Genomic DNA, 15,997 nt, shown 5'->3' with positions numbered 1-15,997 from the left:
GGTCCTGTAGCCGATCGTGCCTCGCGGAAGCTGGAGCAGCGCCAGTCGATCGGGGAAGCTGCTGCTTGCGTCGGTGATTGCTTCCGACGCGTGAAGAATGCCACAAAACTGCTCTAGCACGCCGTACTCCGTTGGCCGCTGGGGCCGAGAAAGATCAAAACCTACGGATGATGCCGCATGGGGCATGAATTGTCAGTGATCCTTGTCATGTTTGCATGGCATCAGTTGATTCTGGATGCGTGCGTGGGGTGTTCAGTCCGACGCCTGCAGTGCGCCAGGTAGCCAGCGCTGTGGGGCGACAAGTGGCCGCGTGCCCAGCGGTAGGGCGAATTCGGCTTCGGGGGTGAGTGATATCCCGCGCAGGCTGCCAGCGGGTTCCGTGAGCCAGCGCAGCATGCTGGTGGCACGTGGACGGAAGTCGAGTGTATCGGAGTCACGCAGTCCGCCAGGGGGAAGCGGCACGTTGCCTTTGAAGCTGCCTGCTGCGGAGAGAGTGAACGTGCCGATGCCTGTTGTGATGTTGTTTACACCGAGAATCTCGGTGCCGGGGGGTAGCCGTTCGGTGAAGGTGCGCAGAAACCAGGTGCCGGTCAAGCGCTCGCTGAGCATGGTGTTGTGTGACAGATAGAGTGCATTTTCAGGCCAGGCCCGGCCTTCGGCACCGTAGGCGATCACGACCGGATTCTGGGTGTTGGCACTTTGTCCAATGATGTTGCCGATGACATGGGCTACGCCGCCATTGGGCAGATCGAGTTCGTAGGAGGCTTCGCCGAAGGGGCCGTCGTACAGCAGGTTGTAGCGGATGTCGTTATGGCGCGCGCGCGTCTTGACCAAGTGGCCATAATAGCCCTGATGAAAGCGGCTACCGCTGAGTTCGAAACGGGCGATACGGCCGACATAGAGCAAATGGGGGAGCGGCTGTGTTTGCCGCGGGGCTTGAGCGAAAAGGCTGTCGCGGATGACGAGTTCGGCATCTTCAAAGTTCGCCGTGAGCAGGCCCATCTGATTGTCGATGAAAGCACTGTTGCGCACCTCGAGGCGTCCGCGCTCGAAACGGATGCCTGCACCATTGCCATCGCTGGTCCGTGCTCCCCGGAACTCGATATTCTCGATCTGAATGTCGCCATTGCGAATGACCCAGATCGCTTTGCCCTCGGCGGTCTGGCCGTCGGCAACCAGGACCGGCCGCTCGCCAATGCCCCGGATGGTCAGGCGTTTTTGCTGCCACACCGCGACATCGCCCCGGTACTCGCCAGGCATGATTGCGACGACATCGCCATCATGTGCAATCTTCGCCGCAGCGGAAATCTGCGTGAGGGCCTCATTGGGGCCGACGCGGATGACTTCCGCTGCCAGATCGGGCGACAGAGCGGAGGCCATGAGCAGCAGAAGGGCCGCGGCTTTGGCGAAAATGCCGGGCCGTCCGGTTGCTGCGGAACAGGGACGGTGACGGTCGCTGAAGGTGGCCAACGCGTGTTTCAGACTTCGCTGGACAAGGTCTTGCGGTCGATCTTGCCGTTGGGGTTGCGTGGCAGTGGCCCATCACGGACCTCGATGCGGTGCGGAACCATGTAGGCTGGCATGTGCTGACGGCATTCCGCGAGCAACGCTGCGGTGTCGAGGGTGCCGCCTTGCGGAGCGGTGGCGATGACGGTGATGCTCTGGCCAAGCGTGTCGTGTTCGACGCCGAACGCAGCGCATTCGCCAACCAGTTTGGTGGCGTAGAGGATTTCCTCGACTTCGGTGGGGCTGACGCGGTAGCCGGAGGTCTTGATCATCTCGTCGCGGCGACCGATGAAGTACAGGAAGCCTTCCTCGTCCCGGCGCACGGTGTCGCCCGAAAACACCGCCAGCTCCGGCAATACCAGGCCACTCTGGCGGCCTGGCGCATGGCTCGGCAGCGGTTTGAAGCGCTCGGCGGTCTTCTCCGGGTCGTTCCAGTAGCCCATTGCCACCAGCGCGCCGCGCTGGACGAGTTCGCCCGGCTCGTTGGGTGCGCATTCGCTGCCATCCTCGCGCAATACGACCACATCGGCATTCGGGATGGCCTTGCCGATGGAGTCGGGCCGGCGGTCGGCTTCCTCGGGGGGCAGGTAGGTGGCGCGGAAGGCTTCGGTGAGGCCGTACATCAGGAAAGGTTTGGTCTTCGGCAGCATGCCGCGCAGCCTGGTCAGCGTCTCCAGCGGCATGCGTCCGCCGGTGTTGGCGATGTAGCGCAGGTGCTCGGTGATGGTGTCCGGCCATTGCAGCTGCGAAAGCTGTATCCACAGCGGCGGAACGGCGGTGAGGCCGGTGACTTTTTCCTTTTCCGCTGCCTTCAACACGTCGCGCGGCAGCAGGTAGTTGAGCAGCACCACGCGTGCCCCGCTGTGGAAGGCGGTGCTCAACTGCGAGAAACCGGCGTCGAAGGATAGCGGCAGGGCAGCCAGCAAGGTATCGCTGGCGCGGTTTTCGAGGTACTGGGCGACGCTCTTGGCACCCGCAACCATATTCCGATGGGACAGAACGACGCCCTTGGGCCGGCCGGTGCTGCCCGAGGTGTAAAGGATGGCGGCCATGTCGGCGTCGATGATGCGATGGCCGGGCGTCGCGGGGGCGGCAAGGAGATCACTCAGGCGGTGTACCGAGGCGCCAGGGAGGGAAGGCAGCTCCGTGGGGGTGCCGGTCAGCACGACGTGGCGCAGGTCGTGGCAGGTACCGAGCGCGCCGACCAGGGCCGTGAAACGTTCGGGCGTGGTCAGCAGCACGCGGACATTGCAGTCCTGCAGGATGTAGCCGATCTGCTCGGCTTTCAGAACGGGATTCACCGGTACGAACACCCCACCCGCGGCGGCGGCGCCGAACATGCCGACAACGGTCTCGATGCGCTTGTCCAGATAAATGCCGACGCGTTCGCTACGCTCAAGGCCCAACTGGCGCAGGCCCGAGGCGAAGGCCTGGATGTCGGCCGCGAGCTGCCCATAGCTGCGGTGTTCGGCGCCGAAGCTGAGCGCAGGAGCTTCGGCGTCGCGTTGGGCTGAGGCGAGGATGAGCTGGTGCAACAGGTGAGTGTGGTTCATGTCAGATCGTTCGGGCAGACTGGGAAATTGCGCAACACATTAGGTTAGCGCCTCGGCATGTCAGGCACAACGCATTGACCACCTTGGCGCGTTCGGGAATTTGCTGTTAACGTCGCTTCGCCATTGTCGACCAGGATTGCCGTGAGCATCGTGAACCTTTACCTGCCCTCACCAAACTTTGATGCGCGCCCTGAAGGGGAGGCGGTGCGTCTCATCGTCGTGCACGCGATCAGTCTGCCGCCGGACCAGTTCGGAGGACCGGGAGTGGCGCAGTTGTTCACCAACACGCTCGACCCGGACGAGCATCCCTACTATGCGTCTATCCATCATCTTCGGGTATCGGCTCATTATTTCATTCGCCGCAACGGCAAGGTGATTCGTTTCGTCGAGCCGGATCTGCGGGCTTGGCATGCAGGGATTTCGAGCTGGAACGGCCGTGAACGCTGCAACGATTTCTCGATCGGGATCGAACTGGAGGGCTGCGATTCGCTGCCATTCGAAGATGTGCAGTATTGGCGTCTGGCCGAACTGATTGTCGAGCTGAAGCAGCGCTACCCGATCGAGGGGATCGTGGGGCATGCCGACATCGCTCCAGGGCGAAAGACCGATCCAGGACCGTGCTTCGACTGGGCGCTTCTGGAGCGGTGCATTCACGCAGCGAAGGGCTAGGCGTAGCTGTTCTTGGGCGCATCAGTTCCGCTGATGTGTCAAGCATGGGCGCGCGATGCAGGTGTCAAGTTTTGACAAAATGTTTTGGCGACAATAAAATCTGTCACCTGTTGCTTTGCAGCAATTTTATTTTCGAACCGATCTCGGTGCGGCGCCTTCCTCCAGGGGAGACGCAGTTTCATGGACGCACGCACCGCGGGGTCCGCTGTCTGGTTGCGGCGGCGGGCTTGAACACCTACTGGCGACCGAGTGTGACTGCACTCAGGAGTGGCTGATCCGCCACTCCGGGATGGCTTGCGCGAATCAGGCGCGGGCTCTGGATGCCCACCACGGCAATCCTGCGCAGCAGCTCAGGCCACAGCATGGAGGACACCATGAAACACGCAACTCGAATCAACGCGCTCGCGCGTCAGGCGAGCGGGGCCGCGTTCTGTATTGCGCACGGTGCCGTTCTTTTCTTTGGCCTTGCGGGCATGGCCTACCTGGGCCAGGACGGCGGTAGCCGTCCGGCGATCGGTTATGCCGACCTGCGCGTGCAGGGCAAGGCGGGGCCGACGGTGGGCGAAGCGGCGATGGCGCTGGCCGATGCGCACCGCGCTCAGCCGATGCTGGTCGTGCCGCACAAGCCTGTCCAGGGCTTGTCTGTACGCGTCGATCAAAAGCCGTCGTCGGCGCTTGCGTCGCTCCGCATGCCTGCCTTTGCGCTTGAGCCCGGAGACGACGGGTTGTCGCCTGAAATGCTTCGTGTGCGCGACTGGATCACCGATACCTATCGGGTGCCTGGCGAGGTGATCGAGCCGGCGCTGGCGGCGGCCGAAGAGTCGGCCGAGCAGCATGGTTTCGACCCCTTGCTGATCGTTGCCATCATGGCGGTAGAGTCCAGCTTCAATCCGCGCGCGGTCAGCAACATGGGGGCGCAGGGCCTGATGCAGGTCATCCCGCGTTATCACCAGGACAAGATCGGGCAGGGACGCGGCAAGTACGCACTGTTCGACCCAGGCCTGAACGTGCGCGTAGGCACCCTGGTGCTGCAGGAGGGGTTGCAGCGCTACGGCACTTTGCAGCGTGCCCTGCAGTACTACAATGGCTCGCTGAAGGATCCGAATGCGCGCTATACGCGCAAGGTCATGGCAATCAAGAAGCGCCTGGTGGCAGCTTCGGGCCGGGAGACCGTGGTCCGGAACGAAACGCCTCCGTCCGCCGGCTGAAGGCGGTCTACAGCTTGAGCCGGGCGATGCGCTCGGCGGCTTCCAGCAGGCGTTCGCGCCGCGTCGTGTATGCAATGCGCAGGTGGCGGCGCGGCAGGTGATGGCCGAAATCCAGGCCTGGCGTGGCAGCGATGCCAGCCTCCTCGATCAGGCGGCGGGCAAGCGCTTCGGAGTCGTCCGCCAGCTTCGACACATCGGCGTAAATGTAGAACGCCCCTTGCGGCTCCGTGGCTACCGTGAAGCCGAGACTGCGTAGCGCTGGAAGCAAGGTGTCGCGCCGTTCGCCGAATTCGTGCCGGCGTGTTTCCAGAATCTCGAGCGCCTCCGGACGGAAGGCCGCCAGCGCCGCATGCTGCGCCGGTGTCGATGGCGCGATGAAGAAATGCTGCGCGAGTTTCTCGATGTCGCGCACGACATCCGCCGGCGCCACCAGCCAGCCCAGCCGCCAACCCGTCATGCCGAAGTACTTCGAAAAACTGTTGACCACGAACATGTCGTCGGCCGCATTCAGTACCGGATCGGCGAGGGCGGTCGCGGCCTCCACGCCGTAGCTGAGGCCCTGGTAGATCTCGTCGACGATCAGCACGCCACTGCGCGCGTGCGTGGCGGCGTGCAGCGCGGCGATTTCGTCGATATCCAGCAGGGTGCCGGTGGGGTTCGAAGGCGTTGCCACCATCAGGCCGCGGCAGTTGCTGCTCCATGCCGCTTCGACCTGCGCCGGGGTCGGCTGGTAGCGGCTGGCGGCATCCACTGGCAATCCCCGTGCCCGGCCTTCGAAACTGCGCACCAGATGGCGGTTGGACGGGTAGCCTGGATCGGGCAGCAGCCATTCGTCTCCTGGTTCGGTTGTCGCTGCCAGCGCCAGCATCAGCGCACCCGAGGCGCCGGTGGTGACGATGATGCGCTCGGGTGCGACGTCGGCACTGAAACGATCCAGGTAGAAGCGGGCGATGGCCTCGCGCAGCGCGGGCAGGCCCAGGCCGGCGGTGTAACGTACTCCGCCGCTGGCGATGAAACGCATCGCGGCGTCGACGATCGGCTGCGGCGTCGGGAAATCCGGTTCGCCGACTTCCATGTGGATGATGTCGCGGCCTTGCGCCTCCAGTTCGCGCGCGCGGCGCAACAGCTCCATGACGTGGAAAGGCTGGATGTCGTCGAGGCGGGTGGCGTGGTGCATGGCGTGATCGTCCTGATGGAGGAGAGGGGAGAGTCCTTCCAGAAAGCGAAAAAGCGCCGACCAGCGGCGCTTTTTCGTCGTGGAGCCGGGCGACGCTCAGTCGGCGTTCAGCGCCAGCTCGAACAGCTCGCGCTTCAGCACCAGTTGACGCGGCAGACGGTCCTGCAGCTTGTCGAACCACTCCTTGTGGGAGTCCAGTTCGGCACGCCAGGCTTCGGCATCGACCTCGGTCAGGGCTTCGAACTCCCCACGGCTGATCTCGGTGCCGGTCCAGTCGAGGTCCTCGAAGCGCGGCATCCAGCCCAGCGCGGTTTCCTTGGCGGAGATGCGGCCCTTGCAGCGGTCGATGATCCACTTCAGCACGCGCATGTTGTCGCCGAAGCCGGGCCACATGAACTCGCCCTTCTCGTTCATGCGGAACCAGTTCACGCAGAAGATCTTCGGCGTGTCCTCGACGACGTGGCCCATGCGCAGCCAGTGGTTGAAGTAGTCGCCCATGTGGTAGCCGCAGAAGGGCAGCATCGCGAACGGGTCGCGGCGCACCACGCCTTGCGCGCCGAAGGCGGCGGCGGTGGTTTCCGAGCCCAGCGTCGAGGCCATGTAGACGCCGAAGTTCCAGTTGAAGGCCTGATACACCAGCGGCACCGTGGTGGCGCGGCGGCCGCCGAAGATGAAGGCCGAGATCGGCACGCCGGCGGGTTCTTCCCAGGCTGCGTCGATCGACGGGCACTGGCCGGCCGGGGCGGTGAAGCGGGCGTTGGGGTGTGCCGCCTTGCGGCCGGTTTCCTTGGCGATCTCGGGCGTCCAGTCCTTGCCCTGCCAGTCGAGCAGGTGGGCGGGTGCTTCCTTGCTCATGCCTTCCCACCACACGTCGCCGTCGTCGGTCAGGGCGACGTTGGTGAAGATGATGTTTTCCTTCAGCGTCGCCATGGCGTTGAAGTTGGTCTTCTCGGAGGTGCCGGGAGCGACGCCGAAGAAGCCCGACTCGGGGTTGATGGCGTAGAAGCGGGTGCTGCCGTCGGCTTCCTTGCGCGGCTTGATCCAGGCGATGTCGTCGCCCACGGTGGTGATCTTCCAGCCGTCGAAGCTCTTCGGCGGGATCAGCATGGCGAAGTTGGTCTTGCCGCAGGCCGACGGGAAGGCGGCGGCGACGTAGCTCTTCTCGCCTTCGGGCGATTCGACGCCGAGGATCAGCATGTGTTCGGCCAGCCAGCCTTCGTCACGCGCCATGGTCGAGGCGATGCGCAACGCGAAGCACTTCTTGCCCAGCAGCGCGTTGCCGCCGTAGCCCGAGCCGTAGGACCAGATTTCGCGCGTTTCGGGGAAATGCACGATGTACTTGGTGGTGGGGTTGCACGGCCAGCGGCTGTCCTGCTCGCCCTGTGCCAGCGGCGCGCCGACGGAATGCACGCAGGGCACGAATTCGCCGTCGGCGCCGAGCACTTCGATGGCGCCCTTGCCCATGCGGGTCATCGTGCGCATGTTGGTGACGACATAGGGGCTGTCGGAGATTTCGACGCCGATGTGGGCGATCGGGCTGCCGAGCGGGCCCATCGAGAACGGGATCACATACATCGTGCGGCCGTGCATCGAGCCCTTGAACAGATCGTTCAGGGTGCCGCGCATGACTGCGGGGTCTTCCCAGTTGTTGGTGGGGCCGGCGTCGACCTTGTCCTTGGAGCAGATGAAGGTGCGGTCTTCGACGCGGGCGACGTCGGAGGGGTCGGACCAGGCGAGGTAGGAGTTCTTGCGCTTTTCCGGGTTGAGCTTGATCAGCATGCCGGATTCGACCATTTCGGCGCACAGGCGGTCGTATTCTTCCTGCGAGCCGTCGCACCAGACCACCTGATCGGGTTCGGTGAGCGCGGCGATTTCGCCGACCCACTTCTTGAGGCCTTCGTGGCGAACGTATTCGGGGGCAGCGGCAATGGCCGCCTGGGCGTGGTTCTGAGACATGTGTACAGCTCTCCCGTGCTGTGATGCGAAACCATTCCCGTCGGTCGGCCATCGTCGAGGCGGTCTGCTGCCTGGCCGGCGGGCTGCGTGAGTGCCTGACTGCAGCACCCGGTGTCCGGCCGCAATCTGCCCGAAGGCGGAAGATTGCGACCAGCGAAAGCCCATAATTATGCCACGTCGCGCGCTGTGCAATGGATGGAATGTGGCAGGGGCTCTATGATTACGCCGAGCGCCGCAACATGCGTATTCGACATGCTTTCATATTGCAGATCAGCTTTTCGTAATGCGAGAGCATGCTGTTCGCGGTATTCTGCACGCGGTCGCGCAAGGGCCTGTCCGGCCTGCTCTGTCGTCGGAGCGGCCGGTGGCGCGTGCCGCACCCCTCACACCGATGAAGAGACAGGAAAGAGACCATGGATGAGCTGATTCGCACTGCCGCCCTCGACTACCACCGCTATCCGCGTCCGGGCAAGATCTCGGTGACGCCGACCAAGGTGCTGTCCAACCAGCGGGACCTGTCGCTGGCCTATTCGCCTGGGGTGGCGGCGGCCTGCGACGCGATCGTCGAGGATCCGGGCCAGGCAGCCGAACTCACCGCGCGCTCGAACCTGATCGGTGTCGTCACCAACGGCACGGCGGTACTGGGCCTGGGCAACATCGGTCCGCTGGCCTCCAAGCCGGTCATGGAAGGCAAGGGCGTGCTGTTCAAGAAATTCGCCGGTATCGATGTCTTCGACCTCGAGATCGACGAGCCCGACGCCGACAAGCTGATCGACATGATCGCCGCGCTCGAGCCGACCTTCGGCGGCATCAACCTGGAAGACATCAAGGCGCCGGAGTGCTTCTACATCGAGAAGAAGCTGCGCGAGCGCATGAAGATTCCGGTCTTCCACGACGACCAGCACGGTACCGCGATCGTGGTCGGTGCTGCCGTCCTCAACGGCCTGCACCTGCAGGGCAAGGCGCTGAACCAGGTCAAGGTGGTGACCTCCGGCGCGGGCGCAGCGGCGCTGGCCTGCCTGGGCCTGCTCGAAAAGCTCGGCGTGCCGGTCGAGAACATCTGGGTCTCCGACATCGAGGGTGTGGTCTATGAAGGCCGTACAACGCTGATGGATCCGATCAAGGCCCGCTATGCCAAGAAGACCGACGCCCGCACGCTGGGCGAGATCATCGACGGCGCCGATGTCTTTCTCGGCCTGTCGGCTGGCGGCGTGCTGAAGCCGGAGATGGTGGTGAAGATGGCGCCGCGGCCGATGATCCTCGCGCTCGCCAACCCGACGCCCGAGATTCTCCCGGAACAGGTCAAGGCAGTGCGCGACGATGCCCTGATCGCCACCGGCCGTTCGGACTATCCGAACCAGGTCAACAACGTGCTGTGCTTCCCCTTCATCTTCCGCGGTGCGCTCGACGTCGGCGCCACCACGATCTCCGACGAGATGCAGCTTGCCGCGGTGAAGGCAATTGCCGAACTGGCGCGCGTCGAGCAGAGCGACATCGTCGCGGCTGCCTACGGCGAGAAGGTTGGCGGCTTCGGCCCTGAATACATCATCCCGCGTCCCTTCGACCCGCGCCTGATCGTCAAGATCGCGCCTGCGGTGGCCGAGGCTGCGGTGACCTCGGGCGTGGCGACGCGCCCGATCACCGACTGGGATGCCTACCGTGCCCAGCTCAACAACTTCGTCTGGCAGTCCGGCCTGATCATGAAGCCGGTGTTCGCCGCCGCGCGTGCGAATCCGAAGCGCATCATCTTCGCCGAAGGCGAGTCCGAGAAAGTGCTGCGCGCGGTGCAACAGGTGGTCGACGAAGGCCTGGCGCGCCCGATCCTGATCGGCCGTCCCGAGGTCGTGAAGGGCAACATCGAGCGTTTCGGCCTGCGCATGCTGGCCGACCGCGACTATGAACTGGTCAACCCCGACTCGGATCCCCGCTTCAACCAGTTGTGGCAGCACTACCACGAGCTGATGGAGCGTCACGGGGTGTCGGTGGAGTACGCCAAGAAGGAAGTCCGCCGCCGCACGACGCTGATCGGCACGCTGCTGCTCAAGTTCGGCTATGGCGACGGGCTGATCTGCGGCACCTACGGCATGCACCGCCTGCACCGCGAGTTCGTCGAGTCCGTGCTGGGCCGTCGCGAAGGTGTCGATCACCTCTATACGGTCAACCTGCTCAGCCTGCCGGGGCGGACCCTGTTCCTGGCCGACACCTATGTCAATTACGACCCGACCTCGGAGCAGATCGTCGAGATGACGCTGCTGGCGGCGGAGGAGATGAAGCGCTTCGGCATCGAGCCCCGGGTGGCGCTGCTGTCCCATTCGTCCTTCGGCTCGGCCGATTCGCCGACGGCGGAGAAGATGCGCAGTGCGTTGCGCATGCTGCACCAGCAGCATTCCGATCTTGCCGTCGAGGGCGAAATGCATGGCGATTCGGCGCTGGACGCCAGGCACCGCCTGCAGATCTTCCCCAATGCCAAGATGCGCGAGGATGCCAACCTGCTGATCTTCCCGACGCTGGATGCGGCCAACATCGCCTTCAACCTGCTCAAGAACGCGGCGGGTGAGGGCATGACCGTGGGGCCGATCCTGCTGGGTGCATCCAAGCCGGTCCATATCCTGACGCCTTCGGCCACTGTCCGGCGCATCATCAACATGACCGCGTTGACGGTCGTCGAGGCAGGCCAGAGGGACTGATGCGCTTGCTGCCGTCCGTGTCCATCGTTCATCCTCCGCGCATGGCAATGCGTGGACACGATGAACGATGACGGCAGGGAGGCCTCAGACTGCCCTGGTTCTGACGGGCGGCGGCGCGCGCGCCGCTTATCAGGTCGGCGTGCTGGCTGCCGTCCGTGAATTGCGTGGCCGCCGCTCGGGGAATCCCTTTCCCATCCTGTGCGGTACCTCGGCGGGGGCGATCAACGCTGTCGCGCTGGCCGTCTCCTCGCGAAGCTTCAATCATGCGGTCTCGCAGCTCGAATATCTCTGGCGCAACCTGCATGTTGACCAGATCTATCGCGCTGACGCGCCTGCCGTGCTCGGCAGCATCGGGCGCTGGGGGTTGGCACTGACGACCGGATGGGCTGTGCGCCAGACTCCCCGTTCCTTGCTCGACAACTCGCCCTTGGGAGACTTGCTGACCCGGGTGCTGGATTTTGCCGAGATCGGCCGTGCCATCGAGCGTGGACATCTGCGTGCGCTGAGCATCACGGCTTCCGGTTACTCGTCGGGTGAGAGTCTGGCCTTCTTCGAAGCAGCACCCGACATCCAGTCATGGCGGCGTACCCATCGCGTGGGCGTGCGGACCCGTATCGGCCTTGACCACCTCATGGCCAGCAGTGCGCTGCCCTTCGTTTTCCCGGCAGTACATATCCATCGCGAATTCTTCGGTGACGGCTCGATGCGCCAGCTGGCGCCGGTCAGCCCGGCCATTCACCTCGGAGCAGATCGCATCATGGTGATTGGCGCGGGGCGTCTCGCCGAGGAGGTGCGCCAGCGAACAAAGGGCTATCCCTCACCGGCCCAGATCGCCGGGCACGCGATGTCGAGCATCTTTCTCGATACGCTTGCGGTCGATCTGGAGCGGCTCGACCGGATCAACAGAAGCCTGGCCGTGATGACCGCCGAAGAACGGCGCGCCTCGGCAGGCCTGAAGCATATCGAGACGCTGGTGATGCTGCCTTCGCGGCGGCTCGACGCCATCGCCGGCCGGCACCGCCAGGCCCTGCCACGCGTGCTGCGAACCGTGCTGCGCAGCCTGGGAGCAATGCGCAGCGAGGGCTCGGCGCTGCTGTCCTACCTGCTGTTCGAGCCAGCATTCACCAGCGCCCTGATCGAACTGGGGTACGAGGATGCGATGGCGCGGCGTGGTGAAGTGAGCGACTTCCTTCGCCTGTAGCTCCGCCGGTGGAGCATCGGGTTGCATGGAGTGGAATGCGCCGGCTGTGTGAAACTGAAGCCACGGTTTCGTGCAACGGCTCAGCATAGCGGCATTTTTTGTATCAGGCGATGCCATGCGACTTTGTTCGTGTGACAATTCGCACCTGTCTGCGAATTTGCTTCAAATAGCCTTGTTATCTGATTATTTTTACTGCAGATTCAAGGAATGTAATCTCCTGCTGCACGTCCTGCCATGAAACCACGTTCCCTGCTTGCCGCCGCTGTGATCGGCCTGTTCATGTTGCAACCGGTTTCGAATCTTGCCGAGGCTGCTGCCAGCAAGCCCGCGCGAACCAGTGCCAAGGTCGTGCCGAAGAAACCCGTTGCCAAGAAGCCCGTGGCGACGAAACCCGCCGCGAAGACCGTTGCGCCGAAGAAGAAGGCTGCGGTGAAGCCGTCTGCCGGCAAGACGGCACGCAATGCCAGGAGCAAGGCTGCCCCGGCCAGGAATACCCAGCGGGTTTCGATGCGCATGGTGCCTGCAACCGCGGCGGCCGCTGCCGCGGCAGCGACCGCCGCGGACGAGGTTGCACTGGCGCTGGACGCCAACGGCTTGCCGCTCCTGGGCTCCAGTGCCTTTTACGTCGTCAATCCGAACAATGGTGAAGTGCTGCTCGAGCGCAATGCTGCCATGGTGCTGCCAATTGCCTCGATCACCAAGCTGATGACCGCGATGGTCGTACTCGATGCCGGCCAAAGCCTGTCCGAGCCGATGACGATTTCCAGCGCCGACATCGACCTGCTCAAGGGAACGGGTTCGCGGCTGGCCATCGGCACCACGCTGACACGCGAGGAAATGCTGCACCTTGCGCTGATGTCCTCCGAAAATCGTGCTGCTTCGGCACTCGCACGCCACTATCCGGGCGGCGAGAAGGCCTTCGTAGAGGCGATGAACGTCAAGGCGCGCCTGCTCGGACTCTGGAATACCCGCTTCCACGACAGCACGGGGCTGAATCCGGCCAACGTCTCCAGCCCCCGGGATCTGGCCAAGATGGTGTCGGCGTCGGCGTCCTATCCGCTGATCCGGGAGTTTTCGACCTCGTCCGAGCGTTACGTCGATGTTCGTGGCCAGATGACCCGCTTCGGTAACACCAATGGCCTGGTCAAGAGCCCCGAGTGGTCGATCAGCGTGTCCAAGACCGGCTACATCTCCGAAGCGGGCCGCTGCCTGGTCATGCAGACCTGGCTGCATGACCAGCCGGTGGTGATGGTGCTGATGGACTCCAACGGCCTCTACACCCGCACGGCGGATGCCAAGCGTGTGCGCAAGTGGCTGGAGCAGGTGGATGGCGCACCGCGCGTGGCTGTGGCGCCGGTCCGCCGCGAAGGCTGATCTTCGGCCTCAGCGATATTCCCGGGCAGCGCGTGCGGCGCCGTAGCCCAGGGCATGCGAGATTTCGTCTGCGGTTTCACGCACCAGCGGCGCCCAGTCGGGGTTGAAGCGTTCCGATGGGGTGGAGAGCGACAGACCCGCAATCAGTTCGCCGCTGTCGTTGCGGATGCCGGCAGCAATGCAGCGCACGCCGGCTTCGACTTCATCCAGATCGAAACCCACGCCATGGCGGCGGACACGATCGAGTTCCTTCTCGAGTGCCGGCAAGGTGGTGATGGAGGCCGGTGTCGAGGGCGGCAGTCCGGTGCGTCGAGCATATTCCCGGATGCATTCGGGGCCGTCCTCGACCAGGAACAGCTTGCCGGTTGCCGTCGTGTGCAGGGGTGCGCGGGCACCGACGATGTGTACCACACGCACTGAAGAACGACCGCTCGAGGTCCGATCCACGTAGACGATCTCGTCACCTGCGCGGATGCCGAGGTTCACGCTTTCCCCCGTCGTCGCATGCAGCTTCAGCATCATCGGCATGGCGGTGTCGCGCAGCGAAATGCGCGACTTCACCAGGCTGCCCAGTTCCAGCAGGCGGATGCCCAGGCGGTAGATGCCGGCATCCGTGCGGTTGACGAATCCGCTGTGGGTCATCGCGCCAAGAATGCGATGGGCCGTCGAAGGATGGAGGCCGGTTTCCAGGGCGAGCTGCTTGAGTGGAACGGGGTCGGCATGCTGGGCCAGGACGTCCAGCAGCTTCATCATGCGCTCGATGACCTGGATGGAATTCTTGCCTTCGGTGGCGGCGGGAGCGGAGTCGATCTTCTTGGTGGACACGGCGGTGCTCTATATGAGCATTCGATGGATTGGCAGGAGTCCGAATCTTACTCGTCCGCCCTGATTTCGCCTAATGAAATGAAGCGCCGATTCCATGGAACGTGTGCCGTTCCGATTGTGGGCGATAATGCCGCCTTCTCCTCCTCGCCCTTCAATCGGGAGCCGTCTTGAACACCATTCGCCGAACCCCTCCCAAGCCTGCGCCTTCGCAGATCAGCGGTACGCTCAAGCTGCGCCCGCGCACGGCCGAAGCCGCCGATGGCGACGAGCGCAAGCCTGAGAAACCGCCGGCTGCCGGTAAGCCTGCCTGGCCCAAGGCGCCGGGTGACGGAGCGGGGCGGGCCGGGGGACGCGGCAAGGCCGCTGGCGGCCCATCCTCCCGTCCGGTTTCGGCCGAAAGGAAGCTGCGCACCGACACCGGGCCGGAAGGCCGGGAACGCGCTTCGGCAGCGCGGGCTGCCCAGCAACGCGAAAGCGGGCCTTCGCCCCAGGGCGTGCGCCTGTCCAAGATAATGGCCGAGCGCGGAATCTGTTCGCGTCGCGAGGCCGATGAGTTCATCGAACGCGGCTGGGTCTTCGTCGACGGCAAGCGGGTCTCCGAACTGGGAATCCGCGTCGAGCCCGGCGTACGCATCGATCTCGCGCCGGAGGCCAGCCGGGCCCAGCGCCAGCGTGTCACGATCCTGCTGCACAAACCGGTCGGCTATGTGTCAGGGCAGCCCGAGCCGGGCTACGAGCCGGCGGTGAGCCTGATAGGCGCGGCGAACCAGTTCGACCGCGACACCGCACAACGTTTTCATCCCAGCCAGCTCAAGAACCTTGCTCCGGCCGGCCGGCTGGACATCGATTCGACCGGTCTGCTGGTGCTGACGCAGGACGGCCGCATCGCCCGACAGTTGATCGGTGACGATTCCAAGGTGGACAAGGAATATCTGGTGCGTGTCGAAGGCCGGCTTGATGCAGACGGCCTGGACCTGCTGAATCACGGTCTGGAACTGGATGGTGTCAGACTGCGCCCGGCGAAAGTCGAGTGGATCAACGACGATCAGCTGCGCTTCCAGTTGCGGGAAGGGCGAAAGCGCCAGATCCGCCGCATGTGCGAACTGGTCGGCTTGCAGGTCGTGGGCCTCAAGCGCGTGCGCATCGGCAAGGTGAAGCTCGGCGATCTGCCGCTCGGGCAATGGCGCTATCTGCGCGAGGACGAATCCTTTTGATGCTGGCGTTCTGACTGGGCTGAACTGAAATGCGGCCATCGGGATGATGGCCGCAGATGAATCGGCACCAGTCTACTCAGGCCGCGAGGAGTTTGCGCGCCCGGGCCTTTGCCTGCCTCACTCGATTACTTGCGTGTTTGAGTTCGGCTGCGTGTTCTGTGCTCAGGCCGCTCACTTCTGCGAAACAGCCGGCCAGCGGGCAGTCGCAGCCCGGCGGGCAGCCGTGCTCGCATGCGCATTCCTGTTGCGTTTCGTCGAGAAGGACCATTTCACGGATGGTTTCACAGCGACCGAGCGGGGAATCGAGGATGCTCATGACTGTCTCCTTTTTTATGCTGGTCAAGCTTGCTGCGGCTCCGGAAGCATCCTGAATGTTGCGTGAAATACGTCACGGCGCGCCCTTGATTCCAGTCTAGCGGGTCGGGGCAGGTTTGCCGGGCAATCTGGGCAAAGCTTGACCTGGATCAACCGAGGGAGATGCAGGCGGGATAATCACCCGGTGTGGCGGGTCTGCCGGCCGGTCGGGCTTGCGGCAATGGGGGTCGATGAAAGGGCCGCGCTCGTGTGTCCAGCCGGGGCCCGGTGAGCTTTGGGCGCAGAACGTCCGGCCGTCCAGCTTGCTGCGCC

Annotated in this window: 12 protein-coding genes; 6 read left to right on the top strand and 6 right to left on the bottom strand. The window is 64.1% G+C overall.

Features of this window, described 5'->3' with window-relative positions; all coding sequences use genetic code 11:
• Positions 1–252 precede the first annotated feature (252 nt).
• Together QM748_RS11630 and QM748_RS11625 are read right to left on the bottom strand one after the other, a co-directional pair.
• Positions 253–1,470 carry a hypothetical protein gene (locus QM748_RS11630; protein WP_415247121.1) on the bottom strand — a complete coding sequence of 406 codons (1,218 nt, stop codon included), beginning with the start codon at positions 1,468–1,470 and terminating at the stop codon, positions 253–255.
• A gap of 8 nt (positions 1,471–1,478) precedes the next feature.
• Positions 1,479–3,059 carry an acyl-CoA ligase (AMP-forming), exosortase A system-associated gene (locus tag QM748_RS11625; protein WP_415247120.1) on the bottom strand — a complete coding sequence of 527 codons (1,581 nt, stop codon included), beginning with the start codon at positions 3,057–3,059 and terminating at the stop codon, positions 1,479–1,481.
• A gap of 141 nt (positions 3,060–3,200) precedes the next feature.
• Here QM748_RS11625 and ampD point away from each other — a divergent pair, with 141 nt between their 5' ends.
• Complete coding sequence (gene ampD / locus QM748_RS11620; protein ID WP_415247119.1) at positions 3,201–3,728, top strand: 1,6-anhydro-N-acetylmuramyl-L-alanine amidase AmpD; 528 nt, start codon at positions 3,201–3,203, stop codon at positions 3,726–3,728.
• A 374-nt stretch (positions 3,729–4,102) separates the two neighbouring features.
• Positions 4,103–4,936 (top strand): transglycosylase SLT domain-containing protein, encoded by an 834-nt coding sequence (locus tag QM748_RS11615; protein WP_415248059.1) that lies wholly within the window; start codon positions 4,103–4,105, stop codon positions 4,934–4,936.
• Between the two features lie 7 nt (positions 4,937–4,943).
• Here QM748_RS11615 and QM748_RS11610 read toward each other — a convergent pair whose 3' ends face one another.
• Positions 4,944–6,113 (bottom strand): pyridoxal phosphate-dependent aminotransferase, encoded by a 1,170-nt coding sequence (locus QM748_RS11610; RefSeq protein ID WP_415247118.1) that lies wholly within the window; start codon positions 6,111–6,113, stop codon positions 4,944–4,946.
• Positions 6,114–6,209: 96 nt separating this feature from the next.
• Positions 6,210–8,069, bottom strand: a complete 1,860-nt coding sequence (locus QM748_RS11605) for a phosphoenolpyruvate carboxykinase (GTP) (RefSeq protein WP_415247117.1) — start codon at positions 8,067–8,069, stop codon at positions 6,210–6,212.
• Positions 8,070–8,482: 413 nt separating this feature from the next.
• On the opposite strand from QM748_RS11605, the gene QM748_RS11600 reads away from it, so the two are divergent.
• The 3 genes from QM748_RS11600 to QM748_RS11590 all read left to right on the top strand — a co-directional run bounded on the left by QM748_RS11600 (position 8,483) and on the right by QM748_RS11590 (position 13,331).
• On the top strand, positions 8,483–10,756 hold the full coding sequence (locus QM748_RS11600) for an NADP-dependent malic enzyme (RefSeq protein WP_415247116.1): 2,274 nt from the start codon (positions 8,483–8,485) through the stop codon (positions 10,754–10,756).
• A 67-nt stretch (positions 10,757–10,823) separates the two neighbouring features.
• Positions 10,824–11,957: a patatin-like phospholipase family protein gene (locus tag QM748_RS11595; protein WP_415247115.1), complete on the top strand. Its 1,134-nt coding sequence runs from the start codon at positions 10,824–10,826 to the stop codon at positions 11,955–11,957.
• 234 nt (positions 11,958–12,191) lie between these two features.
• The gene (locus QM748_RS11590) at positions 12,192–13,331 is read left to right on the top strand and encodes a serine hydrolase (protein ID WP_415247114.1); all 1,140 of its coding nucleotides are present in this window, start codon (positions 12,192–12,194) and stop codon (positions 13,329–13,331) included.
• Between the two features lie 9 nt (positions 13,332–13,340).
• On the opposite strand, the gene QM748_RS11585 is transcribed toward QM748_RS11590, so the two are convergent.
• The gene (locus QM748_RS11585; protein WP_415247113.1) at positions 13,341–14,156 is read right to left on the bottom strand and encodes an IclR family transcriptional regulator; all 816 of its coding nucleotides are present in this window, start codon (positions 14,154–14,156) and stop codon (positions 13,341–13,343) included.
• Between the two features lie 167 nt (positions 14,157–14,323).
• On the opposite strand from QM748_RS11585, the gene QM748_RS11580 reads away from it, so the two are divergent.
• Positions 14,324–15,370, top strand: coding sequence for a pseudouridine synthase (locus QM748_RS11580; RefSeq protein WP_415247112.1), 1,047 nt, complete (start codon positions 14,324–14,326; stop codon positions 15,368–15,370).
• Between the two features lie 76 nt (positions 15,371–15,446).
• Here the strand turns inward: QM748_RS11580 and QM748_RS11575 are convergent, their stop codons facing one another.
• The gene (locus QM748_RS11575; protein ID WP_415247111.1) at positions 15,447–15,686 is read right to left on the bottom strand and encodes a hypothetical protein; all 240 of its coding nucleotides are present in this window, start codon (positions 15,684–15,686) and stop codon (positions 15,447–15,449) included.
• Between the last annotated feature and the right edge of the window lie 311 nt (positions 15,687–15,997).

Source organism: Thauera sp. (assembly GCF_047601425.1).
GTDB lineage: Bacteria > Pseudomonadota > Gammaproteobacteria > Burkholderiales > Rhodocyclaceae > Thauera.
Note: the sequence above shows the minus strand (reverse complement) of the source record. Positions and strands in the feature narration are given on the sequence as shown.